General features: G+C 66.8%; 23 protein-coding genes and 7 tRNA genes. 19 read left to right on the top strand and 11 right to left on the bottom strand.

The genetic code is table 11. The annotated features are described in order from the left end of the window. Window positions 1-65 precede the first annotated feature (65 nt). The 9 genes from ACUVWL_RS04845 to ACUVWL_RS04805 all read left to right on the top strand — a co-directional run bounded on the left by ACUVWL_RS04845 (window position 66) and on the right by ACUVWL_RS04805 (window position 7,949). Entirely contained in the window at window positions 66-839 is a 774-nt protein-coding gene (locus ACUVWL_RS04845) for a YggS family pyridoxal phosphate-dependent enzyme (protein WP_041863572.1), read from the top strand. Next, window positions 836-1,537 carry a glutamine amidotransferase gene (locus tag ACUVWL_RS04840; protein WP_111205925.1) on the top strand — a complete coding sequence of 234 codons (702 nt, stop codon included), beginning with the start codon at window positions 836-838 and terminating at the stop codon, window positions 1,535-1,537. The genes ACUVWL_RS04845 and ACUVWL_RS04840 overlap by 4 nt, the downstream gene beginning before the upstream one ends. Beyond that, window positions 1,534-1,758: a hypothetical protein gene (locus ACUVWL_RS04835; protein WP_014647516.1), complete on the top strand. Its 225-nt coding sequence runs from the start codon at window positions 1,534-1,536 to the stop codon at window positions 1,756-1,758. The genes ACUVWL_RS04840 and ACUVWL_RS04835 overlap by 4 nt, the downstream gene beginning before the upstream one ends. Before the next feature lie 99 nt (window positions 1,759-1,857). Continuing rightward, window positions 1,858-2,364, top strand: coding sequence for a hypothetical protein (locus tag ACUVWL_RS04830; RefSeq protein ID WP_014647517.1), 507 nt, complete (start codon window positions 1,858-1,860; stop codon window positions 2,362-2,364). A 123-nt stretch (window positions 2,365-2,487) separates the two neighbouring features. Further along, on the top strand, window positions 2,488-2,997 hold the full coding sequence (locus ACUVWL_RS04825; protein ID WP_049440958.1) for an RNA polymerase sigma factor: 510 nt from the start codon (window positions 2,488-2,490) through the stop codon (window positions 2,995-2,997). After that, window positions 2,994-3,920 carry a FecR domain-containing protein gene (locus tag ACUVWL_RS04820; RefSeq protein ID WP_262093136.1) on the top strand — a complete coding sequence of 309 codons (927 nt, stop codon included), beginning with the start codon at window positions 2,994-2,996 and terminating at the stop codon, window positions 3,918-3,920. The genes ACUVWL_RS04825 and ACUVWL_RS04820 overlap by 4 nt, the downstream gene beginning before the upstream one ends. 64 nt (window positions 3,921-3,984) lie before the next feature. Further along, complete coding sequence (locus tag ACUVWL_RS04815) at window positions 3,985-6,456, top strand: TonB-dependent receptor domain-containing protein (RefSeq protein ID WP_445978868.1); 2,472 nt, start codon at window positions 3,985-3,987, stop codon at window positions 6,454-6,456. Next, window positions 6,443-7,243 carry a ChaN family lipoprotein gene (locus tag ACUVWL_RS04810; RefSeq protein WP_014647521.1) on the top strand — a complete coding sequence of 267 codons (801 nt, stop codon included), beginning with the start codon at window positions 6,443-6,445 and terminating at the stop codon, window positions 7,241-7,243. Before ACUVWL_RS04815 ends, ACUVWL_RS04810 begins: the two co-directional genes overlap by 14 nt. Then, window positions 7,236-7,949, top strand: coding sequence for an energy transducer TonB (locus ACUVWL_RS04805; RefSeq protein WP_126412521.1), 714 nt, complete (start codon window positions 7,236-7,238; stop codon window positions 7,947-7,949). Before ACUVWL_RS04810 ends, ACUVWL_RS04805 begins: the two co-directional genes overlap by 8 nt. On the opposite strand, the gene ACUVWL_RS04800 is transcribed toward ACUVWL_RS04805, so the two are convergent. From ACUVWL_RS04800 to ACUVWL_RS04765, 8 genes are all read right to left on the bottom strand, one after another. Next, complete coding sequence (locus tag ACUVWL_RS04800; RefSeq protein WP_126412523.1) at window positions 7,946-8,380, bottom strand: RidA family protein; 435 nt, start codon at window positions 8,378-8,380, stop codon at window positions 7,946-7,948. The genes ACUVWL_RS04805 and ACUVWL_RS04800 overlap by 4 nt on opposite strands. A gap of 185 nt (window positions 8,381-8,565) precedes the next feature. Then, window positions 8,566-9,468 (bottom strand): cation diffusion facilitator family transporter, encoded by a 903-nt coding sequence (locus ACUVWL_RS04795; RefSeq protein WP_032957286.1) that lies wholly within the window; start codon window positions 9,466-9,468, stop codon window positions 8,566-8,568. Between the two features lie 28 nt (window positions 9,469-9,496). Next, entirely contained in the window at window positions 9,497-11,785 is a 2,289-nt protein-coding gene (locus tag ACUVWL_RS04790) for an Orn/Lys/Arg family decarboxylase (RefSeq protein ID WP_049440967.1), read from the bottom strand. Window positions 11,786-11,805: 20 nt separating this feature from the next. Continuing rightward, the gene (adiC, locus tag ACUVWL_RS04785) at window positions 11,806-13,158 is read right to left on the bottom strand and encodes an arginine/agmatine antiporter (protein ID WP_021204506.1); all 1,353 of its coding nucleotides are present in this window, start codon (window positions 13,156-13,158) and stop codon (window positions 11,806-11,808) included. A gap of 76 nt (window positions 13,159-13,234) precedes the next feature. After that, window positions 13,235-14,668, bottom strand: a complete 1,434-nt coding sequence (locus tag ACUVWL_RS04780; protein WP_014647527.1) for a DcaP family trimeric outer membrane transporter — start codon at window positions 14,666-14,668, stop codon at window positions 13,235-13,237. A 525-nt stretch (window positions 14,669-15,193) separates the two neighbouring features. Beyond that, entirely contained in the window at window positions 15,194-16,036 is an 843-nt protein-coding gene (gene dsbG, locus ACUVWL_RS04775; RefSeq protein ID WP_032957294.1) for a thiol:disulfide interchange protein DsbG, read from the bottom strand. 30 nt (window positions 16,037-16,066) lie between these two features. Further along, complete coding sequence (locus tag ACUVWL_RS04770) at window positions 16,067-16,870, bottom strand: redoxin family protein (RefSeq protein ID WP_032957295.1); 804 nt, start codon at window positions 16,868-16,870, stop codon at window positions 16,067-16,069. A gap of 81 nt (window positions 16,871-16,951) precedes the next feature. Continuing rightward, entirely contained in the window at window positions 16,952-18,019 is a 1,068-nt protein-coding gene (locus ACUVWL_RS04765) for a GlxA family transcriptional regulator (protein WP_180834939.1), read from the bottom strand. A 186-nt stretch (window positions 18,020-18,205) separates the two neighbouring features. On the opposite strand from ACUVWL_RS04765, the gene ACUVWL_RS04760 reads away from it, so the two are divergent. The 7 genes from ACUVWL_RS04760 to ACUVWL_RS04730 all read left to right on the top strand — a co-directional run bounded on the left by ACUVWL_RS04760 (window position 18,206) and on the right by ACUVWL_RS04730 (window position 19,517). Then, window positions 18,206-18,604 (top strand): heavy metal-responsive transcriptional regulator, encoded by a 399-nt coding sequence (locus ACUVWL_RS04760; protein WP_014647531.1) that lies wholly within the window; start codon window positions 18,206-18,208, stop codon window positions 18,602-18,604. Between the two features lie 78 nt (window positions 18,605-18,682). Then, window positions 18,683-18,758: transfer RNA gene (locus ACUVWL_RS04755), tRNA-Ala, on the top strand. Between the two features lie 54 nt (window positions 18,759-18,812). Then, a tRNA-Glu gene (locus ACUVWL_RS04750) sits at window positions 18,813-18,888 on the top strand. A gap of 184 nt (window positions 18,889-19,072) precedes the next feature. Then, window positions 19,073-19,148 (top strand) — tRNA-Ala (locus ACUVWL_RS04745). A 49-nt stretch (window positions 19,149-19,197) separates the two neighbouring features. Further along, window positions 19,198-19,273 (top strand) — tRNA-Glu (locus ACUVWL_RS04740). A gap of 45 nt (window positions 19,274-19,318) precedes the next feature. Continuing rightward, a tRNA-Ala gene (locus ACUVWL_RS04735) sits at window positions 19,319-19,394 on the top strand. 47 nt (window positions 19,395-19,441) lie between these two features. After that, window positions 19,442-19,517: transfer RNA gene (locus ACUVWL_RS04730), tRNA-Glu, on the top strand. 101 nt (window positions 19,518-19,618) lie between these two features. On the opposite strand, the gene ACUVWL_RS04725 is transcribed toward ACUVWL_RS04730, so the two are convergent. Continuing rightward, window positions 19,619-20,035: a GNAT family N-acetyltransferase gene (locus tag ACUVWL_RS04725; RefSeq protein ID WP_014647532.1), complete on the bottom strand. Its 417-nt coding sequence runs from the start codon at window positions 20,033-20,035 to the stop codon at window positions 19,619-19,621. Between the two features lie 76 nt (window positions 20,036-20,111). Here ACUVWL_RS04725 and ACUVWL_RS04720 point away from each other — a divergent pair, with 76 nt between their 5' ends. Next, on the top strand, window positions 20,112-21,068 hold the full coding sequence (locus ACUVWL_RS04720) for an SOS response-associated peptidase family protein (protein ID WP_049404942.1): 957 nt from the start codon (window positions 20,112-20,114) through the stop codon (window positions 21,066-21,068). A gap of 123 nt (window positions 21,069-21,191) precedes the next feature. Here ACUVWL_RS04720 and ACUVWL_RS04715 read toward each other — a convergent pair whose 3' ends face one another. Continuing rightward, window positions 21,192-21,572 (bottom strand): response regulator, encoded by a 381-nt coding sequence (locus ACUVWL_RS04715; protein ID WP_445978867.1) that lies wholly within the window; start codon window positions 21,570-21,572, stop codon window positions 21,192-21,194. Window positions 21,573-21,704: 132 nt separating this feature from the next. On the opposite strand from ACUVWL_RS04715, the gene ACUVWL_RS04710 reads away from it, so the two are divergent. Both ACUVWL_RS04710 and ACUVWL_RS04705 read left to right on the top strand, forming a co-directional pair. Further along, window positions 21,705-21,790 (top strand) — tRNA-Leu (locus tag ACUVWL_RS04710). A 305-nt stretch (window positions 21,791-22,095) separates the two neighbouring features. Further along, window positions 22,096-23,535 (top strand): GGDEF domain-containing protein, encoded by a 1,440-nt coding sequence (locus tag ACUVWL_RS04705; protein WP_445978866.1) that lies wholly within the window; start codon window positions 22,096-22,098, stop codon window positions 23,533-23,535. Here the strand turns inward: ACUVWL_RS04705 and ACUVWL_RS04700 are convergent. Next, complete coding sequence (locus ACUVWL_RS04700) at window positions 23,532-25,358, bottom strand: methyl-accepting chemotaxis protein (RefSeq protein ID WP_046431266.1); 1,827 nt, start codon at window positions 25,356-25,358, stop codon at window positions 23,532-23,534. The two genes, ACUVWL_RS04705 and ACUVWL_RS04700, sit on opposite strands and share 4 nt — an antisense overlap. Between the last annotated feature and the right edge of the window lie 328 nt (window positions 25,359-25,686).

The raw sequence follows: 25,686 nt of genomic DNA, 5'->3' as shown, positions 1-25,686 counted from the left end.
CCAAAATATCTCTTGTCCTGTGCCAGTGTATCCCACCCTGGCCACCCTGCATTGGAGGTGCCCGCATGCCCCTTGCCGCTGCCGACTGGCCCGTCGCCCAGTCCGTTGAACAGATCGCCGCCAACCTGGTCACGGTGCGCCAACGCATCGCCGATGCCTGCGCCCGCGTCGGCCGCGACCCGGCCAGCGTGCGCCTGCTGCCGGTCAGCAAGACCGTCGATGACGCCCGCATCCGCATGGCGGTGGCCGCCGGTTGCCGCGAGCTGGGCGAGAACAAGGTGCAGGAGGCGCAACGCAAGGCCGAGACGATGGCCGATCTTGGCGTGCACTGGTCGGTGATCGGGCATCTGCAGACCAACAAGGCGCGCTACGTGGCGCGCTTCGCCAGCGAGTTCCAGGCGCTGGACAGCCTGCGCGTGGCCGAAGCACTGCAGCAGCGCCTGCAGCTGGAAGACCGCACGCTGGATGTGTTCGTGCAGGTCAACACCTCCGCCGAACCCAGCAAGTACGGCTTGGAACCCGCTGCCGTCGAGGCCTTTGTGCAGCAGCTTCCAGCGTTCGATCGCCTGCGCGTGCGCGGCCTGATGACGCTGGCCATCTTCACCCCGGAGGTCGAGCGCGTGCGTGCCTGCTTCGTGCGCCTGCGCGAACTGCGCGACCAGCTGCAGCGCACTGCACCTCCCGTCATCGACCTTTCGCAGTTGTCGATGGGCATGTCCGGAGACTTCGAAGTGGCGATCGAGGAAGGTGCCACCGTGGTCCGCGTCGGGCAGGCCATCTTCGGCGCACGCGCCACCCCGGACAGTTTCTACTGGCCCAGCAATGGAGCCTCCGCATGAAGCACGCGGTCGTCCTGCAACACGTCGCCTTTGAAGACCTCGGCACCCTGCAGCCACTGCTGTCGGCACAGGGCTGGCAGCTGCAGGTGCTGCAGGCCGGTGTCGACACCCTCGATCCGGCCGAAACCGCCGACCTGCTGGTCGTGCTGGGCGGCCCGGTCAGCGTCAACGATGTTGATCGCTATCCCTTCCTCAACGACAGCATCGCGTTGTTGCAACGTCGGCTGCAGCAGCAACGGCCCACGCTGGGCATCTGCCTCGGCGCGCAGCTGATGGCGCGCGCACTCGGTGCCGACGTCGCCGCCAGTGGTGGCAAGGAGATCGGCTTTGCGCCGCTGCTGCTGACTGATGAAGGCCAGCGTTCTCCGCTGCAGTCCCTGCAGGGCATTCCGGTACTGCATTGGCATGGCGAGGCGTTCGAACTCCCGGCCGGTGCACGTCGCCTGGCCAGCACGCCGGCCTGCCGCCACCAGGCCTTCGCCATGGGCAGCCATGCGTTGGCCCTGCAATGCCACCCGGAACTGGATGCCCGCCAGTTCGAACGCTGGCTGATCGGCCACACCCTGGAGCTGGCGCAGGCCGGCATCGATCCGAACGATCTTCGCGCCCAGGCACGCCGTTACGGTGCACCGCTGGCGGCGGCGGCCACCGCGATGTTCGACCATTGGCTGCAGGAGCTGCCGGAGACACCGCAATGAACTACCGATTGCAGATCCACCGCGATGGCGCCCACTGGGGCCACTTCGACTGCAGCGGCCCCGATGCCATGCAACGCATGGACACCATCGCCGCGCAGCTGCCTGCCGAACAGGGCTTCCAGCTGAAACGGCAGAAAGGTGTCGGCGAAGAGCGCATCCTGTCCAGCAATGCCGACGGCCTGCGCGTACTGGCTTCGCAGATCCAGTACCGCGACATCTGACGATCGTCACGGTAGTGCCGGCCGCTGGCCGGCACCCGAATCTGGCCGGCCAGCGGCCGGCACTACCACGGCTGTTCGCCCGCGTGCGAAGCTTCACGCATGCTGACCCTGCAACGCGGCAGCCACCACGGGCTGCTGGTCGCCCCGCGCTGGCCCTCCACCCGTATCCAGCTGGAAGAAGAGGTACTGCAACGCCTGCTCGATGCGCAGGCAATGCTGCCTGCCGGGCTGCGACTGCTGCTCACGCGCGGCTTCGAACCCAGCCACAGCCGGCTCGGCAGCTTCCGTCGTGGCGTGCGTTGGCTCGGTATCGCGTTGTTCCGGGCCTGCTATCCGCAACGCCATGATGAGGTCGATGCCATCTTCGGCGCCAACGGCCACGACATCGATGGCCGTCATATCGATGTCTCGCTGGTACTGCACGGCAAGCGGCTACGGCTGCTGCCCGTGGGCGTATTCACCCCGCCACGCTGGCAGGATCGTCGCGTCGCCCGCCATGCCGAAGCGGTCGCGCGGGTGAAGCGCAGCCTGCAGCGCTGCGGCTTCAAGCTGCATCACAACCCCACCGAAGCCCTGCAGATCCACTGCGATTATCGCCCGCGCTGATCTCCCGTCCCGGGCAGGCGTGTCACGCCCATCGATAGATGCAAATGATTCTCTTTTGCTGTAAGGTGCAGCCGCTGCCCTTGCCGCCGCGGGCTGTTCCCTTTCCCAGTTGTCGCCCGCCCCGTGTCCACGCCTGTCGAACCGACGGATGTCGCGCAGCTGTGCGCGGCCCATTACCGGCCGCTGCACGCCCATGTCCGCCGTAAACTCCCGCAACGCAGCGACGCCGATGACGTCGTCCAGGAAACCTGGCTGCGTGTCATCAAGGTCGCCGCCAGCGGCCTGCTGCGCAACGGCCGCGCCTACCTGTACCGCGTCGCCCACAATCTGATCGCCGATCACTACCGGCAACGCCAGCGCCGTCGTGAGGAAGCGCTGGATGACGCCCAACTGCACGCCCTCGCCGATCCTGCACCGCTGCCGGAGCAGCACCTGCTGGACGCCGAACAGCTGCGCCATCTCGACGCGATCATCGCCGCGCTGCCACCGCGCTCGCGCCAGGTATTCCTGCTGGCCCGGGTGGAGCAGATGGCACTGGCCGAGATCGGCCGCCGGCTCGGCATCAGCCGGCAGACCGCGCACGGCCATCTGCTGCGTGCGCTGGTGGCGCTGCAGCAGGTACCCGGCGCATGAGCCCGGAGGCGATCGCGCGCGAGGCCGCACGTTGGTGGCTGGACGGCCACGACGGCGGTCGCGACGAGCGTGCCTTCAACCAGTGGTACTACGCCGATTGCCGCCACGCCGCGCAGTACCAGCACCTGCAGGCGCTCTGGCAGGCCGGTGATGCCACGCCCAGCCTGCAGCGGCATCAGCGCAAGCGGCAGCGCCGGCACCTGCGCGACGCCAGCACTGCCGTGCTGCTGCTTTGCGCCTTGGGCCTGTATACCCGCCAGGCCGCACCACCGGCCGCGCAGGTGATGCGCACGGCGACAGGCGAGATCCGTGAAGAAGTACTGCCGGACGGCTCGCACGTGCTGCTGTCACCCGGAAGCGAAGTCCATGTCCGCATCGATGCACAGCGCCGCCAGCTGCAGCTGCAGCACGGCCAAGCCTGGTTCAAGGTAGCCGCCGATGCGCAGCATCCGTTCCAGGTGCATACGACGCACGGCATGGTCACCGCGCTCGGCACGGCCTTCGACCTTGCCGTGCACGACAACGACAGCGTGGTCACCGTCACCGAGCATCGCGTCCGTGTGGACAGCGGCACCCGCAGTGAGCAGGCCATCGAAGGGCAGCAGCTGCGCTTCGATGGCCAGGCACCGATCATCGGCCTGGCCGCCAGCCACAGTGCCCTGGCCTGGCGCGAGCGTCGCCTGCATTGGGTCTCCACGCCCTTGGCCGAGGTCACCCAGGGCCTGGATCGCTGGCATGGCGGCCACACCTGGATCATCGGCGCACACCTGCGCCAGCAGCCGGTCACCCTGCTCGGCAGTGCAGACGGCGCGGCGCGCAGCCGCGACCAGCTGGCCACGCAGCTGCATGTACGCGTGCTCCGCCTGGGCGCGGGCGTGCAGGTGTGGCTGCCGCCACGCAGGGAACATCGCGATGCACCCTGACATCGGCCCTGCCACTGCGTCTACCCAGGATGACGACGCGCTGCGTCAGCCCCTGGAGCTCCCGATGCTGTTTCACCGTCCCCTTGTCCTCGCCCTGTCACTGGCCTGCGCCAGTCCGCTTCCGTTGTTACCTGCCAGCGCACACGCGCAGGCCGCCTCCCGTCACTTCGATCTTCCTGCGCAACCGCTGGCCAGCGCGCTGGATGCCTACAGCCGGCTGACCGGTGTCGATCTGGTGATCGGCGCGGCATTGCCAGGCGGCCAGACGGCGCCGGCACTACGCGGACGGTTCGACGACGCGCAGGCCCTGTCGCGCCTGCTGGCCGGTAGCGGCCTGCGCCCCCGTTTCATCGACGCGCGCCGCGCCACCCTGGAACCGGCGCCGGCCGCCCCCTCCGATGGCAGCCGTCGAACCGGCCCGCTGCGCGTACAGGGCGATATCGCACACGGCCATTCCCCCGGTGCAGGTGCCAGCCAGTATGTCCCGGCGGCCCGCGATGGCTTTGCGCCCGCCGTCGGCAGCGAGCGCGTGGCGATGGCCGAACGCCAGGACGGCAACAGCCTGCTGCGTTCGATGCCCGGCACCCACAGTTTCCACTCGCGCAGCCAGCCCGGCCTGCAGGTCAACATCCGCGGCATGACCGGCGCCGGGCGGGTCAACACCATGATCGATGGTGTCACCCAGACCTTCCGCAACAACGCGGGCCATGGCTCCGGCGGTCCGTTCGCCTACGTCGACCCTTTCCTGCTGGCCGGTGTGGACGTGCAACGCGGTGCGGTCGCCGGTGGTGATGGTGTCGGCACGCTGGCCGGCAGTGCCAATTTCCGCACGCTGGACATCGACGACCTGCTCGGCGAAGGCCGTGACTGGGGCCTGCGTGCGGGCTATCGCCATGGCAACAACGGCTATGGCAGCGGCCGCACCTTCGCCGGCGCATGGCGCCACAGCGAGGACGGCGGTGACCGCCAGTTCGGCCTGCTGGCCGCTGCCAGCAGCAGTCGCAGCGGCGAGTACGCCACGGCACGCGGGCAGAAGAACAATGCCGACCCCGGCAGCCAGCAGCCCAGCAGCTGGCTGTTGAAAGCACGCCTGCAGCCCAGTGACCAGCATCGGCTGGACCTGAGCCACATGCGCTACGAAAACGACTTCTACCACAACTACCCGTGGCAGATTTCCGCACGCAACCAGCGCGCCAGCTACCACTACACGCCCTACACGCCGTGGATCGACCTGCGCGCGACCTTCGCCGGCAACAAGACCCGGCTGTTCTATCCACCCGTGGAGGATTCCAGCTACATCGGCCGCCGCACCCACAGCAGCCTGAGCAGCTGGACGCTCGACAACACCAGCCGCTTCGATATCGGTGCACTGCAGGCACGCTGGAACACCGGCATCAAGCACCAGTCGGACGTCTACGTGGCCGACACCCCCATCCTGCGCGGCGCCAACCCCCAGGGCCGCAGCCAGCTGGACGGCGTGTTCAGCACGCTGGAACTGCAGTACGACATCTACGCGCTGACTGCAGGCCTGCGCCAGGATCGCTATGGCATCCGCGGCCACGTCCCGGTGTGCTCGGATGTGCCTGGCCAGTGCGCCGAGATCAACGGCGGCGGCATCGACGTGCGCCGTACCCAGCGCGCACTCAGCCCCAGCCTGGCGGTATCGTGGCAGGCCACCGACTGGCTGCAACTGTTCGCCGAAGCCTCGCGTACTTCCCGCCCGCCGCGCGTGCAGGAGATGTTCTTCGAGAAGATCCCTCTGGAAGGCATGAGCGATGCCGACGGCGTGGGTGCCAACCCGTTCCTGCGCCGTGAGCGCTCGCGCAACCTGCAGTTCGGCGCCAACCTCAGCGCCTCCTCGCTGCTGACCGACGGTGACCTCGCGCAGCTGCGCGTCACCCGCTTCGACAACCGCATACGCGACTACATCAAGCCGCAGTACCTGCTGATCGTGCACCCGCCGGAGGTGGGGCCTTTCGTGGTACCGATCGACAGCGATCAGCAGCTCACTGCCTGGACCGATGCCCTGGACGTGGACGACTTCAGCACCACCACGCGCTGGATGAACCACCCCGGCGTGGTGCGCATGCGCGGTATCGAGCTGGAAGCGCACTACGCCAGCGCGCACTACCACGCCACGCTGAGCTGGACCCGCTCGCGCACCAGTGCGCCTGCCATCGAATTCGTCAACCTGGAAGACATCACCGCCCTGCCCGACCGCTTCTGGACGTTGGATGTCGGCGGCCGCTGGTGGCAGCAGCGCGTGCAGGCCGGCCTGCGCGCCGAATACTCCGGGCCCACCGAAGAAGGCTACGACTTCTTCCAGACCCGCAGGACCGGCGGTACCGGTGTACTGCTCGACTTCTACGCCAGCTTCAAGCCCCAGCCCAACACCACGCTGTGGCTGAACATCGAAAACCTGCAGAACAAGGCCTATGACAACAATGCCTCGATCGACAGCATCTTCAGCCCGATCCTGGACCGCGGCAACGGCCGTGGCCGCACCGTCTCGATGGGCGTCAATGTGGCGTTCTAGCCGTCGCTGGCTGCCGCTGTGCCTGCTCGCACTGGCCGCAATCGCCAGCGCGCAGCCTATGCCCGGCACGGTGATCGACCTGGCCAGCGGGCAGCGCCTGGACGAAGCCGCGTTCGTGAAGCGTGCAGCGAACGCCCCGCGGCTGCTGCTGGGCGAACGCCACGACCTGGCCGGTGACCACGCCGCCCAGCGCTGGCTGCTGCACGCGCTGCAACGGCAGCGTCCACAAGGCGCGCTGGTGATGGAGATGATCGCCAGTGAACGCCAACCGCGCCTGCAGCGGGTGCAGCGCTGGCTGGCCAAGGGCAACCATGCCGATGGTGCGCGCCTGCAGGCGCTGCTGGGCTGGGATACGCGCTGGCCGTGGGCCACCTATGGCGGGCTGGTACAGGACGCCACCGCCGCCGGCATCCCCCTGTTCGGCGGCAACCTGTCGCGTGCCGAGGTCAATGCGTTGCTTGCCTCCAACACGTCGGTGCGGTTTCCGATGCCCACCGCCCGGCAACGCCTGTCGGCCGTGGTGCTGGCCCAGCACGCAGACGCCGCACCGATGCTGGAAGGGATGCTGGCCGTGCAACAGGCCCGCGACACCCGCATGGCACAGGCACTGACCGCAGCCCCTGCACCCGCGCTGCTGGTGGCCGGCCGCTGGCATGTACTGCGCGGCACCGGCGTGCCGGGCTACCTGCCACCGGAGGTACCGGCACTGGTGATCGCGCTTGCGTCACCCGACGAAGGCGTCGATGCGGCCGATGCCGATCTGCTGTGGGTGCCGGGCGATGAGTGAACGCGGCCAACACTGGCAGGCGATTGCCATCAGCATCGGCCTGCACCTGTTGCCCTTGCTGCTGTTGGTGCACTGGATGGCCGCGCCACCGTTGCTGCCGCCGCCTGAGCAGGATGTGCGCATCAGCCTGCGCCTGCTGGCACCGGCTACGCCTCCCCAGCCGGTCGAAGAGCGCCAGGCCGACACCCCCAGCCAGGCGCAGCAGGCGCGCGCGTCGCAACCGGCGAAGTCGCCCCCTCCGCCAAAGCCCATCGCCGCGCGCGAGGGCGAGGTGGCCGCCAGCGAGCTCGGTGGCCCTGGCCGGCAAGCCCTGCCGGTCGCCCCGCCTGCGGCCGTGACCGATGCAAGTCCCGCACCGGCATCGATCACGGCCGCGCCGCCCGCTCCCGACGCACCACCGGCGGACTTCCAGGCCGGCGCCGCCAGCGACCAGTGGGAAGCCCGCCTGATGGCGCGGCTGGAGCGTTATCGCTACTACCCCGCCGCCGCGCGCTCGCGCCGTCAGCAGGGGACGGCCTGGGTCAGGGCCAGCATCGATCGCGAGGGACGCCTGCAGGCCCTGCGGCTGGAGCAGTCCAGCGGCCAACCGATGCTCGACGACGCCGCACTGCAGACGTTCCGCCGCGCGCAGCCGCTGCCGCCCATTCCCATGGAAATGAAGGCACCGCAGGAACTGGTGGTGCCGGTGGAGTACTACCTGCGCTAGGCGGCGTAGGCCTCCGCCTCGATCTCGAACAGCATGCCGTCCAGCGCCAGCCGTGGCACAGGAATCAGGGTGCAGGTCGGCGCTGCGCCGTTCGGCCAACGCCGCCGTACCTGCCGGGCGATGATGCCCAGCCGGTCCTCGTCGTGGTCGACCGCCAGGATGCGCAACCGCGCGACATCGGCCAGGCTGGCCTGCGCCGAACGCAATGCGATCTGCAGGTTGTCCAGTGCCTGCTCGACCTGTTCCCCGAAGCCGGGAGAGAGATGACCATCGGCATCCTCACCGCCCTGCCCGGCGATATGGATCACCCGGGCGGGAAGGCGCACCACCGCCACGTGCGAGTAGCCGTTGGCCGAGGGGTCGTAAAGCCCCGCAGGATTGAACAGTTCCAGCAGGCCGTGACTGAGGTCCGGGGTGGTCAGCAGGTTCATGCCGCATGCCTCATGGGGAATGCGAGGCAGTCTGCGACCTCAACCAGAGTTGAGGTCAAACCGAGCCGCTGCAACAGTCCGGTCCGCCATGCGCAACGATCGTGCCCACGTGTAGAGCCGAGCCCACGCTCGGCTGCTCAGCGCGAATGGCAGCCGAGCATGGGCTCGGCTCTACCGTTCCCGGCTCACGTCCACGCCGGGTCTGCGGTGAAATCGATGGTCAACCAGAAAGTACTGCCCCGCGCATCCAGCCGCACCGCGATCTCATCGCGCATCGCATCGACTTCGCCTACCGACCCCAGCGGCGTGATCGGGTCAGCCAATACATGGATCTCGATGAAGCGCATCCGCCCCATCTTCGCCACATGGCTGGTGAAACCGGCATAGCCACGCTCGGCCACGAACGCCTGCATCACCTGCTGCACGCGCCGGTCCAGATCATCCGGCGCCACCTGCAGCACTTCGCGCATGGCCTTCCACGCGCTGCGCGCCGGCACCGGCAGCATCGCCAGGCTGATCAATGCCAGCACGATCGAATCCAGGTACGGCACCCAATGGTGCCACTCACCACCGTGCAGGACCAGCGCCAACACGAAGGCCAGCACCACTGCCAGGCTCATCAACCCGCCCAGCAGCCAGCCCCGCACATCCAGCCATAACAGCGCCGAGCGCAGATGCCGCGCCCGCTGCGCAACGAACGCCGCCATCGCCAGGTTGCTGGCACTCAGCAGCGCCGCCCACCACAGCGCGGGCCCGAATTTCACTTCGTGCCCGCCCGTGGTCAGGCCGATCACCGCGTTGGCCAGCGCATACACGCAGGCCAGCGACAGGATCACACCACCCAGCGCTTCGACCATCGGCTCCAGGTGCCAGTAGCCATACTGGAAGCGCGGGCTTTGTTCCCGCGCCACCAGCCGCAGCACCGACAACGACACCAGGGTCAGGGCGACGTCGACCAGGCTGTACACGCCGTCGAACAGGATGGCCTGCGATCCCACCAGCAGGCCACCGCCGAAGCCGACCGCGCTCACCGCAAGGGTGACCCCGATCGAGAACGTCAGGATGCGTTGCTCGCGCGCGGTATCCATCGTTCGCCGATGAGCCGACCGTTACGGGTCAGGCCTTCAGCACCTCCACCTTGTACGAGACCGCATCACCCTCCTGCTCGATGATGAGCCCGTGCACGTCCGATTCGAAGCCCGGGAAACGGGCGTTCTGCTCGCGGGCGATGCGCAGCGACTGGATGATCGGCTCGTCGCTGTCGCCGAAGCGCTCGCCCGGCATGATGGTCGGGATGCCCGGCGGGTACGGCACCAGCATGGTCGCCGCGATGCGGCCACTGATCTGCTCGATGTCGACCCGCTCGATCTCGCCCTTGACCAGGTGGTTGTAGGCATCGGCCGGGGTCATCACCGGCGTCGGCAGGTCCACGTACATCTCGCGCATCACCTTGGCCACGGCAAATTCCTGGTTGAACGCATGCAGCGCGTCGCACAGGTCACGCAGGCCCCAGCCAGCGTAGGCATTCGGATAATCGGCGGCCAGCGTCGGCAGTGCCTGGCTCAGCGGCGCATTGCGGTCGTACAGTTCCTTGAACGCCATCAGCTCGGTGACCAGGGTGCTCCACTTGCCCTTGGTGATGCCCATCGAGAACAGGAACAGCACCGAGTACAGGTTGGTCTTTTCCACGGTGATGCCGCGGCCCCACAGGAACTTGCTCAGCACCGCCGCCGGGATGCCCAGCCTGCCCATGCTGCCGTCCATTGCCAGGCCCGGGGTCAGCAGGGTCACCTTGATCGGATCGATCAACACATAGTCGTCAACCAGGTTCTCGAAGCCGTGCCAGTGCGCGTCCGGCCGCAGGTACCACTCCTCGCGCTTGGCCACCAGCGGTGCCGGCGTATCGCCCTTGTCCAGGCTGCGCTCGACCTGGGTTGGCTGCCACACGCTGAACCACCAGTCGTCGCGACCGAGATCATCGCGGACGTGCAGCATCGCGCGGCGGAAGGCAATTGCCTCGTCATGCATTTCCTGCACCAGCGAGCGCCCGGCATCGCCTTCCATCATCTTCGAGGCCACGTCACAGGCGGCAATCACCCCGTAGTGCGGGCTGGTCGAGGTGTGCATCATGAACGACTCATTGAAGCGCTCGGCATCAAGGTTGCGTTGCGCCGAGTTGCGGACGTGGATCATCGACGCCTGCGAGAACGCAGCCAGCAGCTTGTGGGTGGAATGCGTGGTGAAAATGATCGCATCCTGCTCACGCGGCTTGCCCTTGGCCATGCCGTAGTGGTTCTCGTAGAACGGATGGAACGCGGCGTAGGCGTACCACGCTTCGTCGAAGTGCAGGAAATCGACCGCGCTGCCGATCTCGTCGGCGATCTTCTCGGCGTTGTAGCACAGGCCGTCATAGGTCGAGTTGGTGACCACCGCGATGCGCGGCTTGGAACCGGCCTTGTACGCCTGGCTGGCCAGCGGGTTGGCCGCGATGCGCTGCTGCAGCGACTCCGGCGTGAACTGGTCCAGGCTGATCGGCCCGATGATCCCGTGCGCATTGCGGCTGGGCGTGAAGTACACCGGCACCGCACCCGTCATGATCAGCGCGTGCAGCAGCGACTTGTGGCAGTTGCGGTCAACGAACACCACGTCGCCGCGGGCCACCGTGCCATGCCAGACGATCTTGTTGGCGGTGGAGGTGCCATTGGTGACGAAGAAGGTGTGGTCGGCACCGAAGTTGCGTGCCGCCTCGTTCTCGGCATCCTTGATCGGGCCGGTGTGATCGAGCAGCGAGCCCAGCTCCGGCACCGAGATCGACAGATCGCTGCGCAGGGTGTTCTCGCCATAGAACTGATGGAATGCGCGGCCGACCGGCGACTTGGTGAATGCCACGCCGCCGGCATGGCCCGGCGTATGCCAGGAATAGTTCGACTCGGCCGCATGATGGATCAGCGCCTTGAAGAACGGCGGCAGCAGGTTCTTCATGTAGTCTTCGGCCGCGCGCATCACCTGCCGCGAGATGAAGCTCTTGGTGTCTTCGAACAGGAAGATGAAACCGTGGATGTACTTGAGCAGCTTGCTCGGCACCTTCTCGATGGTGCGGCGCTCGCCGTACAGGAACACCGGCAGATTGGCACGGCGTGCGCTCTGCTCGCGCAGGAAGGCGGTCAGGCGCTGGAACTCGCCATCCACCTCTTCGCTGCCATCGATCGAGATCAGCACCGCCGAGGCCGCCACGTAGGTGCGGGCACCGGCCCGGGCGTCATCCAGGTTCAGCCCGCACAGCACGCGCTGGTCGTTGCTGCGCAGCTCTTCCACCAGCGCACGGATCAGGATGCCACCGATGCGCGGCGACTCGTAGTCGTTGTCGATGACAATGACCGGGTAGTCCAGGGACTTGAAGTACACGTTGATTCTCCTTGTCGAACTCAGGAATGCCGGGCGCCGGCGCTGATCGCCGAGGCCTCGCGGGCGCGCTGCCGCTGCTGGCGGCGCTCCTCGCTGAAGAAGGGATAGAACACGGTGATGAACAGCACGAACAGGAAGGCGTACTGCACGATGGTCCCCGACGAGCCGTAGATCGCCCACAGGCAGTACACGACGGTCAGGCTGGTCAGCGTCCAGAACGCACCGGTGTGGACCAGGGTGTGCGAACGCTCGACCACGAAGTAGCACGCCACGCACGAGTAGATGTAGGGCAGCAGGGTCAGCACCACGGCCGCCGACGTGATCACGTCGAACTGGGCCGACGCGGTTTCCGAGGTGGAGGTCACCAGCACCGCCAGGGTCATCAGCACCGCCACGATCAGCACGCCCTTGACCGGCACGTCGTCCTTGTTGGTCTTGCTGAAGATGCTCGGGAACAGGCCGTCATCCGACGCTGCCTTGGCACTCTGCGCGGTCAGCAGGATCCAGCCACCCAGCGAGCCGGCGGCACCGATGAAGGCGCACAGGCTGACCAGCGCGCCGCCCCAGCCACCGACCGCCTTGGCCGCCGCCAGCGCGAACGGTGCGTCGGACACCTGCAGTTCCGCGTTCGGCACCATGCCCATGATCACCGACGAACTGGCGATGTAGGCGATGGCAGCCAGGAACACGCCGGCCAGCGTCGCGCGGGCGACGTTCTTCTCCGGATTTTCGACCACACCGGCAGTCACCGATGCAGACTCGACGCCGATGAAGGCCCACAGGGTCAGTGCCGCAGCGCTCGAGATCGCACCGAAGTTCGACTCGCCAGACACGTTGTAGGCGCCCTTGAAGATGTCGGCATCGAAGAAGAACCAGCCGAAAATGGCGATGCCCAGGATCGGCACCAACGCAAAGCTGGTGGTGACCGTCTGCACGCGGCTGACGAAGGCCGGACCGATCACGTTGGCAAAGCTCAGTGCCCACACCAGCACCAGCACCGCGATGCAACGCACCAGCGGCTCGGACAGGATCGGGAAGAAATAGCTGAAATAGCCCACCGCCGCGATCGGAATGGCGACGTTGCCGATCCAGTTGGCGAACCAGTAGATGGTGTTGGTCTGGAAGCCCATGTACGGCCCGAACCAGTCGCGCGCGTAGGCATAGGGACCGCCCGCCTTGGGTGCGAGCTTGCCCAGCTTGGCGAACACGAAGGCCAGCAGCAGCGCACCGGCGGTGGTGATCAGCCAGCCCCAGATCGAGGCGGTACCGATCTTGGCCAGGCTGGACGGCAACAGGAACACGCCTGAGCCCATCATGTTGCCGGCGACGAGGAAGGTGGCTCCGACCACCCCGATTTTCTTTGCTTCTGCCATGACGATCTCCGGTACTGGCATGAGCCCGGCAGCACCGGGCGTGGGGACGGTTACGCTGGCGTACGACCGCTGGCGTCTATTTGATGAAGTTGTATTGCAGGCTGCCCTGCACCCGGACCGTGTCGCCGCGTGCGCCGCCCTGCTGTTCCAGCCGGCCGTACAGCAGCTCCATGCCCATCGTCCAGGACGGCGCCGGGCTCCAGATCAGGTTGAACACGCCGTAGCGGCTCTGCCGGAATGCATCAGCGGCGAGTGCGGCGTTGCGCTCCAGGGTCAGCTGGCCAAAGATCAGGTTGGAGCGCCACAGCGCGGACCAGTAATGGGTGTAGCCGACGAAACCGCCGTGCAGGTCCAACGCGGCGAGGCGGCCATCGGCACCGACCACTGCGTCCAGTCCGGAGCCGGTCAGGTCGGCGGTGTAGCGACTGAGGCCGCGCCCGCCGAGTACGCCGAACAGCAGCAGGTCGCGCTCGCCCACTGACGCCGAGCCGCTCAGCTGCAGGCCACCGGCCATGCGCCGGTCGCGCTCGCCATCGCCGTCGTAGGCCAGGCTGCGTGCCACCGCGCCCAGCTGCAGGTGGCCCCAGTCGCGCTCCAGGCGCGCGGTCACGGTCACATCGGGCAGGCGGTTGACTGCCGTGCGAGCATCGCTGGCGCCGGCGAGTTCAGTCTTCGGGTCTTCAGCAGCGACGGTCAGGGTGTTGCCCTTGCCTATCGCAAAACTGTGGTGGATGCCCGCCACCAGCAGGTATCCGGCGCCGCCCGGCCCGGCGAAGTCAAGCGTATCGGGCAGGCTGTCCGGGTCCATGAAGCTGGAGTAGCCATAGCCGGCATAGGTGTTGCCAAGCTGTCCATAGGCGTGTCGCAGGCGGAACTCATACCCCTCACTGCTGCCGAAGAAATCGTTCTCCAGGTAGAAACGCAGGTTGCCGTGCGTGGTCGGGCGCCGCGCCTCGAAGCTGAAGCGGGTCTGCTTGGCATGGATGTTGAAATTGGAGACATCGCGATGGCTGCCACCCACCGGCATCGACGACGGAATGAACTGATCTTCGTCACCGGCCGCACGCGAATCGGCAATCGCATCGAGCTTGGCGTAGCCGCCAATGCGGATCACCGTATCGGTGCCGGGAATGGTGAAGAAGCCTTTCAGATCGGGGTCGGTCGGACCGGCTGCGCTGTCGGGACGCGACGCCGCCGTTGAGGGATCGGCCACCGATTCGCGCTGCGGCAGCACCGGTTGCGCCACGCCCGGCACCTGGGTCGGGTGCAGCATGCTGGCGCTGCCGCCCGCCGTTGCTGCCGGGGTCGGGGCCTGCGCCACGGCGGCAGGCGCTGAGCCCTCGCGCTGCTCAAGCCGATCCAGGCGCTGCTGCATGCCTTCCAATGCCTGGCGCATGGCAGCGATTTCCTGCCGCAACGCCTGCGCATCTTCCTGGCCATGCTGCTGCGCATACGCTGGCGCGATCGCCAGTGCGGTCGAACAGGCCAGACTCAGTACCGCCAAGCGCATTGCATCCTCCCTGGACAAACATTCGCAGCGCGCTGGCCGGATACAGGCGCACAGTGCCCTGGCCTCGCGTTGCCGTTGCTGGAAATGCGGATACTGCGTTGACGACACCGGCCAGCCTGCATCCGGCAGGCAACAGGACGATGACACTGCCCTGCCCGCACCGGTGTCGAGTCCATCAAGGCCGCGCTGCCAGAGAGGTGGCGACCGCAGCGGTCTGGGTAACAATCGGGGAGTGAGAGTGTCGTGAATGGCTGTGCCGACCGCCCTGGTTCAAGGCATGTCTGGCGCGGCATCCATGGCGCGTTGACGCTGTATTCCATGCGTCAACAGGCTAATCCGCCTGTCGTTTTTGACCTTGATTGGAATCAAGGCGCGATGCTTGATGTCAGTCACGATTCAGATGTGACGACGAACAGCTGCTGCGCAGCCCTGCTGCCCTCTCCGCCCGCCGCAGGAGCGCCGAAATGCAACAGGCCCGCATGCTGCCATGCGGGCCTGTCGGTTACATCACGACGTTGGCGGCGATCAGCGCGGACCCAGCACCGTCTGCAGGTCGGCGCCCTGCGGCAGGCCCGCGCGACGCTGCACCTGCCCTTGTGCATCCTGGAACAGGATGCCCGGCGTGCCCTGGAAGCCCATCTCGATCATCAGGACCTGGTTGGCATCAAGCTTGCCTGCGATCTCGCGACTGATGCTTGGTAGCGCCTTGATGCCGCCACGGTCGAACTGGTGCTCATTCTCCAGCAGCGCCGCGCTCGGATCACGCGCCGCGAGGATGGCGGCGGCCTTGGCCGGGCTGTCCTCGCGGATCACGCCGACCATGATGTGGCGCAACTGCACCTTGCCGGCGTCAACCCACGGACGCGCCGCTTCCCAGAACTTGTGGCAGTACGGGCAGTTGGCATCGCTGAAGGTATAGACCACACGCGGTGCATCGGCCTTGCCGTCACGCACCCAGGCGCTGGCTTCCAGCTTGGTCCACATCTTGGCCGACATCGGTGCAGCGACCAGCTTCTCCACCGCCTCGGCGGCCACATCGTTGCCTTCGGCATCGAACAGGCTGCCCACCAGCACATGCTTGCCGTCGGCGGTCACGTACGCGGCGGCGGGCTGCTGCCCCCCCACCACGCCGGCGAAGCCACGCAGGCCACCCGGCGCATCGAACTCGGCAACGACTTCGAAGCCGTGCTTCTCGATGCCTTTCAGCACTGCGGGACGGTCGCCCTTGGCCGCGGTGGCCGGAGCGCCGGCGGCCGGCGCTGCCGCCGTCTTGCCCGGCGGGGTCTGGGCCTGGCTGCAGGCGGCCAATGCCAGCATGACCGGCAGCAACAGCACCGCCGGAGCGATGCGCAGGGAAGTCGACAACATGGGAACTCCGTAATGAGATGCCCGCGCAGGCTACCGCAGCCGGCGCAGTTTGTGTTCAAGGCCCGCCGCGGTCAGTTCGCCAAGGTGCAGTTCACGCAGGCGACCTTCGGCGTCGAAGAACAGCGTCGACGGATAGGCCTGCACACCCAGCACGGTTGACGCGGAGGCGGTATCGTCCAGCAGTACATTGCCCAGCCGGAGCTGTTCGGATGCAATGAAACCCTTCACTTCGTCCAGGGTTTCCCCCTGGTTGAGGAACACGAACTGCACGTCGGTGTGGGTCTGCTGTGCGGATGCCAGCACCGGCATCTCGCGCCGGCAGGGCCCACACCAGCTGGCCCAGAGATTCAGCACCAGTGGCTTGCCCCGGAACTGCTGCAGGTCGATCACGCGCCCCTGCAGATCGGCCACCTGCACCGCCGGCAGCGGCATCCGCTGCTCCTGCCAGGCTGACAGCAGGTGGCTGCCCACCACCCACGACACCACGCCCACCAGTGCGCCCGCCAGCACCGGCGCACGCAACGCGCGCCAGAGCCGCAGCCGCCAGGTGCCCCACGCCAGGCCCGCAGCCAGCACGACTGCAAGGTGATACCCACCGTCGGCGATCTGCAGGATGCTCCACGGGGCCTCACGGTAAAGCGCGAAGTTCAAGGCGACGAAGCTGATGCGTCCGCACAGCAGGCCGATCAGCAACATGTCCAGAACCAGGCTGGCCGCGGAAGGCACTGCCATCCCGTCTTTCCGACGCGGCCACAGGCGTGCTACCGCCATGGCCAGCAGCACGCACATCAGGATCAACACCACCGGCATCGGCACCGGTCCCACACTCGACATCAGCCCACCTGCCCCATCATCCGTTACCTGCATGGTCGAAGCGTCGCGCCCAGGTTGCAAGCGCGACGCCTACTGCAGGCATCAGGCCACGCTGCGCGGCATCTGCATGCCGGGCGCCGGTTGCAGCCCGCGCAGGCTGCCTGCCACCGATGACAACAGCGGCCGCTCGCGCCGCTTGTTGTGGACCAGCCGGCGATAGTTGGCCGGCGTCATTCCAACAATGCGCAGGAACAGACGACGGAATGCGCTCTGGTCGGCATAGCCCACGCCCCAGGCCACTTCATCGATGCCCGCCCCCTGCTGCAACAGCGTCTGCGCCTTGGCGATACGCAACCGCTGGCAATACTCGATCGGGCGCAGGCCGGTGGCCTTCAGGAAGCGCCGCTGCAGGGTGCGCGGCTCCAGCCCGGAAATCTCACAGATCGCACCGAGCGTGGCGCCGCGCGCAGCGGTGGTATGCAGCCAGCGTTGCGCCTTCAGTACGTCGCGATCGCCGTGGGCGAAGTTGGCACTGAAACGCTCGAGATCCTGCTGGATCGCCGCCGGAACCGTGATCCCCAGCTGCTGCGCCACGGAACTCGCCACGCCCTGGCCGTGCAGCCGGTACAGCAGGCGCAGGGCGAGGAAGCGCCAGGCCTGGGAACCGGCCACCGTCAGCAGGTCGCCGTCATCGACCAGCGCGCGCTCGCTGGGTACCCAGCTGGCCGACTGCCCCTGCAGGCCCGGATGGCGCCCGAGGTCCGGACCACTGACGGTGCGCCCAGCCAGCAGACCGGCGCGTGCCAGCATGCTGACACCGTCGCTGGCGGCAGCCAGCAGACTGCCACCGTCGTAATGCGCGCGCAGCCAATCCAGCAGCACCTCATCGGCGCGCAGGCAGACGCCCTGGCTGATCTGGCCAGGCACGGCGATCACGGCGGGGATGTCCGCCTCGAGCATCTCCGCGCCGGCAATGCGATGCACGCCGGTCTGGCTGGCCGGCACGATCCAGCGGGTCACCAGGACACGCTTGAATGGACGGCGCTGCTGCTGGGCAAGCCGGTTGGCGACATGTGCCATCTCGGTCAGCACGGAGGCGGCCGACGGGTCGCCTCCTGGGTATTCGACCACCGCGACCTCGACGAATCCTTCGTTCCTGAATCCTTCCACAGACCATCTCCTCGGTTCGTTGCAGGCCGTCCAGCGGCCGGTTCAGGCGCAGGGTAGGAACTGCCACGACGGTGGGGCTATGAAGAAAGTTGCAAAGTGCGCTGAATGCGCCGTCAGCGACGAGACCTTGACCCTGGACCAGACTCAAGGCTTCACAATGAGCGGCAGCATCCGCAGGAATCCGCCATGAACATTGGTCAACTGGCACGCCGGGCCGGCGTGCCGATCGATACGGTGCGCTACTACGAACGCCAGCAGTTGCTGCCCACGGCGGCACGCTCGGCCGGGGGCTACCGCATCTTCGGTGAGCAGGACCTGCGCCGGCTGCGCTTCATCCGCCGCGCCAAGACGCTGGGCTTCAGCCTGGAAGAAATCGCCGAACTGCTGGCGCTCAGTGACCGCCACTCACAGGACATGGGCAGTGTGCGCGACACGGCGCAGGCCCGGCTGCAGGACATTGCACAACGCATGGCCGAACTGCAGCGCATGCACACCGCGCTTTCTCAGCTGGTCGACGCCTGCCCCGGCCACGGCACGCTGGATCAGTGCCCGATCCTGGCGGCGCTGACCGACGACGCGGCATAGCAACGCGCGTGAAGAAAAGTGCAACAAATGCTTGCCAACCCCCGGGGGCAAGGCTATTATTTCGCTCCTCAGCGACGTGGGGCCATAGCTCAGCTGGGAGAGCGCCTGCATGGCATGCAGGAGGTCAGCGGTTCGATCCCGCTTGGCTCCACCAATCTTTCGGCATTAGGCCGTCGAAAGGTCGCTAAAGAACATTGATGAGAATTGCGTCCCCATCGTCTAGAGGCCTAGGACATCACCCTTTCACGGTGGCGACCGGGGTTCGAATCCCCGTGGGGACGCCACTCATCACGAACAACGAGGACCCGGCCGATAACCGGGTCTTTTTTGTTCACCGCCTACCGGCATTCAGGTTGTGGCGTTGCGGTTCCCCTGCCCTCGTGGCGACGGTCGAACCGGAACGAAAAAAGTTCAAAAAAAACTTCCACAAACGTGAACACGCAGGTATGATAGGCGGCTCGGTAACACGGGGCCATAGCTCAGCTGGGAGAGCGCCTGCATGGCATGCAGGAGGTCAGCGGTTCGATCCCGCTTGGCTCCACCACTTTCGACATTAGGCCGTCGAAGGTTCTACAACTTGAAGTTTTTCGTGCGTCCCCATCGTCTAGAGGCCTAGGACATCACCCTTTCACGGTGGCGACCGGGGTTCGAATCCCCGTGGGGACGCCAGTTTCAAAACGGACTCTGCTCCCGGCAGATCATCCGGAGTTTCATGGGGCCATAGCTCAGCTGGGAGAGCGCCTGCATGGCATGCAGGAGGTCAGCGGTTCGATCCCGCTTGGCTCCACCACTTCGACATTAGGCCGTCGAAGGTTCTACAACTTGAAGTTTTCGTGCGTCCCCATCGTCTAGAGGCCTAGGACATCACCCTTTCACGGTGGCGACCGGGGTTCGAATCCCCGTGGGGACGCCAATTCTTGAAAACCCCGACTCCGATCGGGGTTTTTCTTTGCCTGTGATTCCTGGGAAGGCCCTATCCACGCATGGTGTGGATGGCTTCACCCCGATTACGGCTCAGAACCGCCGATACATCCCGATCGATGCCGGTGCCGTGGGCGCGAAACCAAACTGTGCGTACAACCGATGCGCCTCGCCATCGGCCAGCAGGCTGACGTACGCCGATGGCGGCAGGTTGGCCTGCATCCAGCCATCCAGGCGCCGCATCACTTCCTTGCCCAGGCCCTGCCCCTGCAACCGCGGCAGCACCGCGATATCACAGACCTGCAGGTGGCAGCCGCCATCGCCGACGATACGGCCCATCGCCACCAGCTCAGTGCCCTGGTAGGCACACACGCCGAACAGCGTATTGGGCAGCGCGCGGGCGGCCGCTTCCCGGGCCTTGGCACTGAGGCCTGCAAGCACGCGCAACCGGCAGTAGTCCTCGACCGTGGGCACGGCTTCGCGGAACTGGCAGGTGATGGAATCAGTCATGCGGCATCTCCAGATGGGTCGGGCTATCCTGCCGCATCCACGTCGCAGCCGCTGCGACCCAGGCCCCCAGAGTCCCATGTGCTATTCCGCCCTGATCCGCGCTGACTACGCCAAGCTGGTACGCGAGTTCGGCGCCATCCTGTCGCTGGAGGAGTTCGCCGAACTGTACGCACACGATCCAGGCAAGAAGCGGCCGAAGACGCCGAAGGCGATGGATGACGGGTTCGCCGGTGCGCGTACCGAACAGGGCCGGGACATCGTGGCGAAGATCCAGCAATGGCATGCGCAGGAGCAGCAGGCACTGGAGGCTGAACTGGTCCGGCAGCGCGAACGACGCGATATTGCCCATGCCACGCTGGCCACCCGGCCCACGCAGAAAGCGCGCAATGACCTGCGCGTGGCTGGCAACCGCATCGAGCGCGCGCAGGCCCGGCTGGACGACCTGCATCGGGTGCAGCTGCTGCCGCGCGACAACCGCATTTTCCCCGGCACCTACGCGCCGGTGATGGTCAGCGAGAACGGCCGGCGCGTGATCAAGCCGATGCGCTACCAGTGCCGGTTGCCGGACAAGCCGGCGCGCAACGACGTGCTGTACCCCGGCACCTACAACGCGCGGCGCGACAGCCTGGAAGGTTACTGGCGGGGTGCGTTCGGACTGCGCCACGGCGTGGTGGTGGTGCAGGCGTTCTACGAGCACGTGCCCCGCCACGCCATCGCCGGCCGCAGCCTCGGTGCCGACGAAAAGGAGCAGGACGTGGTGCTCGAATTCCGCCCCGATCCACCCCGCGACCTGCTGCTGGCCTGCCTCTGGGCGGAATGGGAAGGACCGGAAGGCCGCCTGCTTTCGTTTGCCACGATCACCGACACACCGCCCAGCGACGTCGCCGCTGCCGGGCATGACCGCGGCGTGGTACCGATCCGCAGGGAACACCTGGACGCCTGGCTCAACCCCGAACCGGATGATCTGGCGCGCCAGTACCGCATCCTCGATGACCGCGAGGAAATCCGTTACGTGTACGAGGAAGCGGGCTGAGCGCCGGACGCGAATGAAAAACCGCGCGTGGGCAGGGCTCCTGGATCAGGGGTTGCCGCCGCGCATCGCAGACGTGAGGATTCAGCCCCCGCAGCTTCCCCCTGCCGGTGCGTGGCGAGCGGCTCAGGCCTTGGCGCTGGAGCGTCCCACCGCACGCGCCAGCGCCCGCGACAGATCGGCCGACAGGTACGGCTTGACCAGCAACAGGCCGGCCAGCATCGGCGCAGGCAGCTGCTCGGCCAGCATCCCGGTGGCCAGCACGAACGGAATGCCACGCGCCGAAAGCGCTGCAGCCACTGGCTCACTGGTCTCGTTGCGGGCCAGCCGGTAATCCAGCAGGGCCACGTCAGGAGTGCTCTGCTCCAGCAGCCGCAGGGCCTCGGACACACTCGCGGCAAGCCCGACCACAGTCGCACTGGCATGCACCAGCTGCATCTGCAGCAGGGCCGCACTCATCTCGTCGTTCTCGACCACCAGCACCCTCAGGTCCTGCAACACTGTCATCAGCTACCGCTCCTGGAGGCAATTGCACGTCGGGAGTATAGCTACCAAGGGGCCAATGCCGACAGGAACCGCCCTGATAGGCTCTCCTACTAGGCATCTCCTGCCGACCTCGGTTACACTCGCATGCTGCCTGCCGGTGTGGCGGAATGGTATACGCAGCTGACTCAAAATCAGCCGGGGGTGACCCCATGAAGGTTCGAGTCCTTTCACCGGCACCACTGCATCAAAGGCCAGGTCCATGACCTGGCCTTTTGCATTTCCCGGGCCGGAGCGCCGGCACTGGCGAGGATGCCCCAGCATGCCCCTCCCACGCTTGCCGACATACTGCGCGCCCATCGCCACGTGCGGGGGCAGCCCCGCGACGTCTGGACGTACGCCCACGTCAACGCCGTCGTGTCACCCCGCTGAAACGAAAATGTGACAGCCGACAAGGTTGCGAATAGCACTAGCGCACACTTTTCTTGCCAGCCTCACCTACTTCTGCCTATCGTGATCCCAGCCGGATCTGGGGGCGGGGGAATGCATGACGTTGCGTGCGGCACTGTTTTTCATGGTCACGCACGCGCTCGTCATTGCCTTGATCGGCCCGCAGGACCCGGTTGGCTCCTACCTGATGCTGATCACCGCCCCCCTTCTGGCCGCTCTGGCCTGCGCGCGACGCGCGCGCGACAGCCAGGCGGCCTGCAAGTGGCGAACGCTGGGCGCTGCCGTCGGCCTGTTCTCGCTGGCCCTGCTGGCCCTGCTGTATCGCAATGTGGCCGGTCTCAGCCCTGCGCAGATGACCGCCTCGTCGCTGATCCTGTATGTGTTCTACCGGATTCCGCTGACCTACGTTGCCGCCAGCCCAGGCGGCGGCAACCGCTGTATCCGTGCGGTGGACCTGGCGGTCATCGCGCTGCTGTGGTTGCTGTACTTCGTGCATACGCGGGCGATGGCACACCTCAACACCGCATTGTGGACGCAATGCCTGCACACCCTGAGCAACGTGCAGAACAGCCTGGTGTTCTGCTTCGCGCTGATCCGCTTCCTGGCCGAGGACAATGCCGACCGCCGCGACTTCTTCCGCACGTTGACGATCTACGCGCTCGGCTACTTCCTGATGGCGCTCTACATCAATAACTGGCAGCCGCAGGTACCCGATGGTGGCTGGGGCGACCTGCTGATCAGCGGGCTGTTCGTGCTGCTGGCAGTGCTGGCCGGCAGCACGTACCGCCCACCGGCGGTGGCTGTGCCGCGCAACCTCCGCCGCATCGTCGATGCCGGCGTGCCGCTGATGCTGCCGTTGCTGCTGATGATGGTGGCGCTGCTGGTGGCACGCCTGCAGCCGACCCTGGCCACCGTGGGGTTCATCGGTGCCATGCTCGGCCATGCCCTGCGCAGCGTGCTCACCCAGGTGCAGATCCAGCGTGAGCGCGACGAGCTGGCGCTGCTGGCCCGGCGCGATCCGTTGACCGGGCTCGGCAACCGGCGCAACTTCGATGAAGCGCTCGGCAGCGCGCACGGCCGCGCCCGTCGCCAGGGCGTGGGGCTGGCGGTGCTGATGATCGATATCGACCACTTCAAGCGACTCAACGACACCTACGGGCATCCGGAAGGTGATCGCCGCCTGCAGGCGGTCGCCGCGATCCTCGACGGCTGCCTGCAACGCGGTGATGACCTGCTGGCCCGCTACGGCGGCGAGGAGTTCATCGCCGCCCTGCCCGCGCCCGACATCGGCCACGCCCTGTGCCTGGGCGAGCGCCTGCGCGCCGCCGTGGAAGCCGCCGCCCTGCCCGCCGCCCAGGCCCACGTGACCATCAGCATCGGCGTGGCCTGGCAGGCCGCGCATGATGAGGGTGACCCGTGCAGCCTGGTCGAGCGTGCCGACCAGGCCCTGTACCGGGCCAAGCATGCCGGCCGCAACTGCGTGCACGCCGCCCCGGCCGTCGAGGCCGGGGAACAACACGCCGACCGCCGCGCCTAGACCGCGCGCAGCACCGCCGCACCATGCATGTGCCCCGCCCCACCCTGCACGCGGAAGCTGGCCACCGTCTGCAGCAGCTGCGCCGACTGTTCTTCCATGCTGCGCGCCGCGGCCGAAGCTTCCTCGACCAGCGCGGCGTTCTGCTGGGTGCCCTGGTCGATCAGATCGACGGCATGGTTCATCTGCTGGATGTCGTCGCTCTGCTGCTGCGCGGCCGTGCTGATCTCGGACATCAGGTCGCTGACCCGGCGCACGTTGACCACGATCTCGTCCATGGTGCGGCCGGCGCTCTCAACCTGCGCGGTACCGGCACCGACATTGGCCACCGACGCATCGATCAGCTGCTTGATCTCCTTGGCGGCACTGGCCGAGCGCTGCGACAGTTCCCGGATCTCGGTGGCGACCACGGCGAAGCCACGCCCGTGTTCGCCCGCACGCGCGGCTTCCACCGCGGCGTTCAGTGCAAGGATGTTGGTCTGGAAGGCGATGCCGTCGATCACGCCGATGATGTCGACGATGCGCCGCGAGGACGCGTTGATCACCGCCATGGTTTCCACCACTTCGTGCACTACGTTACCGCCGCGCGCGGCGACATCGGCGGCACCACCAGCCAGCTGACTGGCCTGCCGTGCGTTGGTCGCGGTGCGCTGCACGGTCTCGGCCAGGCCCTTCATCGACACCGCGGTCTCTTCCAGCGACGCTGCCTGCTGCTCGGTGCGCTGCGACAGATCGCTGTTGCCCTGCGCGATCTCGGTGGCACCGACGGCGATGGTGTCAGCGGCGAACTTGATCTGGCCGATGATCGCGGCCATCGCCTCGACCAGCGAATTCACCCCTTCGCACAGCTCGGCGATCGGCCCGTTCTTGTCGGCGGTGGCCACGCGCCGGGTCAGGTCGCCCTCCTTGGCGGCCGCCACCACTTCACGGGTCTGCGCCACGGCACGCTGCATGGCCTGGTTCTCATGCACCTGCGCGGTGATGTCGGTGGCGTACTTGACCACCTTGAACGGCTTCCCGTTGAGGTCCAGGATCGGGTTGTAGGACGCCTGGATCCAGACCTCGCGTCCGCCCTTGCCGAGGCGCCGGTACTGGCCGGCATCATATTCGCCACGGCCGAGCTTTTCCCAGAACTGCCGATACTCGGCACTGCTGCGATACTCAGGTTCGACGAACAGCGAGTGGTGCTGGCCACGCACATCATCCAGGCTGTAACCGGTGGCAGCCAGGAAGTTGTCGTTCGCCGACAGGATGCGGCCATCCATGCTGAACTCGATCACCGCCTGCGACTTGTCGATCGCCGCCAGCTGGCCGGCCGAGTCGGCCGCCTGCAGCTTCTGCGCAGTGATGTCAGTGGCGAACTTGACCACCTTGTACGGACGCCCCTGCCGGTCCAGCACCGGGTTGTACGAGGCCTGGATCCAGATCTCGCGCTGGTTCTTGCCAAAACGCCGGTACTGGCCCGCGTCATATTCGCCACGACCCAGCCGCGCCCAGAAGTCACGGTATCCGGCGCTGCGCGCCTGCTCGGGGTCGACGAACAGGGAATGATGCTTGCCCTGGATCTCCTCCAGCCGGTAACCCATCGCCTGCAGGAAGTTCTCGTTGGCCTGCAGGATGGTGCCATCGAGGGCGAACTCGATGACCGCCTGGACCCGGTGCAGCGCCGCGACCTGCGCCTCCAGCTCGGCACGGCCATCGGCCGCCGCCTCGACGCCGCTGCGGTGCTGCGGTGCCAGCGCGCCCAGCAGGGCGCGCCACGGCGACCAACGGGTATGCAGCTCGGCCGGCGCCTGCGCGCCCGCCGTAAAGCCTGGAATGAGCATTGTCTGATCCTCGGTGTCCGGTAAGCGGTTGCGACCCGACGGGCGGGATGCCCGGCGGCAACTTCAGTTGCTTGGGACTACAGGTACCGGCAGGCACCCCTCGAGCGGCTGGCAAGAACGTCTGGTGCGGGTGCGATCGGCATAAGGAGCGGCGGAACACACAGCGCGGGCCGCCCGTCGGGGGCAGCCTGGGGTCCTGCAGCGGGCGACTTGAGCGGGATCCAGAGGGAATATCGGCGATGCGATCGGTGGCTTTAGCCGGATTCCGCGACGTCCGTCGCATCTTCAGATGCTGCTGCAGGGATGCGGTAGACAATCGCGATGCACT

The sequence above is a fragment of the Stenotrophomonas muris genome (assembly GCF_052751275.1).
This window is presented reverse-complemented; position numbering and strand designations above follow the sequence as displayed.

Bases quoted from the DNA above. Each gene is read 5' to 3' on its own strand.
- ACUVWL_RS04845 (WP_041863572.1), top strand. From the start codon at position 66: ATGCCCCTTGCCGCTGCCGACTGGCCCGTCGCCCAGTCCGTTGAACAG.
- ACUVWL_RS04840 (WP_111205925.1), top strand. From the start codon at position 836: ATGAAGCACGCGGTCGTCCTGCAACACGTCGCCTTTGAAGACCTCGGC.
- ACUVWL_RS04835 (WP_014647516.1), top strand. From the start codon at position 1,534: ATGAACTACCGATTGCAGATCCACCGCGATGGCGCCCACTGGGGCCAC.
- ACUVWL_RS04830 (WP_014647517.1), top strand. From the start codon at position 1,858: ATGCTGACCCTGCAACGCGGCAGCCACCACGGGCTGCTGGTCGCCCCG.
- ACUVWL_RS04820 (WP_262093136.1), top strand. From the start codon at position 2,994: ATGAGCCCGGAGGCGATCGCGCGCGAGGCCGCACGTTGGTGGCTGGAC.
- ACUVWL_RS04815 (WP_445978868.1), top strand. From the start codon at position 3,985: ATGCTGTTTCACCGTCCCCTTGTCCTCGCCCTGTCACTGGCCTGCGCC.
- ACUVWL_RS04810 (WP_014647521.1), top strand. From the start codon at position 6,443: ATGTGGCGTTCTAGCCGTCGCTGGCTGCCGCTGTGCCTGCTCGCACTG.
- ACUVWL_RS04805 (WP_126412521.1), top strand. From the start codon at position 7,236: ATGAGTGAACGCGGCCAACACTGGCAGGCGATTGCCATCAGCATCGGC.
- ACUVWL_RS04800 (WP_126412523.1), bottom strand. From the start codon at position 8,380: ATGAACCTGCTGACCACCCCGGACCTCAGTCACGGCCTGCTGGAACTG.
- ACUVWL_RS04795 (WP_032957286.1), bottom strand. From the start codon at position 9,468: ATGGATACCGCGCGCGAGCAACGCATCCTGACGTTCTCGATCGGGGTC.
- adiC (WP_021204506.1), bottom strand. From the start codon at position 13,158: ATGGCAGAAGCAAAGAAAATCGGGGTGGTCGGAGCCACCTTCCTCGTC.
- ACUVWL_RS04780 (WP_014647527.1), bottom strand. From the start codon at position 14,668: ATGCGCTTGGCGGTACTGAGTCTGGCCTGTTCGACCGCACTGGCGATC.
- dsbG (WP_032957294.1), bottom strand. From the start codon at position 16,036: ATGTTGTCGACTTCCCTGCGCATCGCTCCGGCGGTGCTGTTGCTGCCG.
- ACUVWL_RS04770 (WP_032957295.1), bottom strand. From the start codon at position 16,870: ATGTCGAGTGTGGGACCGGTGCCGATGCCGGTGGTGTTGATCCTGATG.
- ACUVWL_RS04760 (WP_014647531.1), top strand. From the start codon at position 18,206: ATGAACATTGGTCAACTGGCACGCCGGGCCGGCGTGCCGATCGATACG.
- ACUVWL_RS04725 (WP_014647532.1), bottom strand. From the start codon at position 20,035: ATGACTGATTCCATCACCTGCCAGTTCCGCGAAGCCGTGCCCACGGTC.
- ACUVWL_RS04720 (WP_049404942.1), top strand. From the start codon at position 20,112: ATGTGCTATTCCGCCCTGATCCGCGCTGACTACGCCAAGCTGGTACGC.
- ACUVWL_RS04715 (WP_445978867.1), bottom strand. From the start codon at position 21,572: ATGACAGTGTTGCAGGACCTGAGGGTGCTGGTGGTCGAGAACGACGAG.
- ACUVWL_RS04705 (WP_445978866.1), top strand. From the start codon at position 22,096: ATGACGTTGCGTGCGGCACTGTTTTTCATGGTCACGCACGCGCTCGTC.
- ACUVWL_RS04700 (WP_046431266.1), bottom strand. From the start codon at position 25,358: ATGCTCATTCCAGGCTTTACGGCGGGCGCGCAGGCGCCGGCCGAGCTG.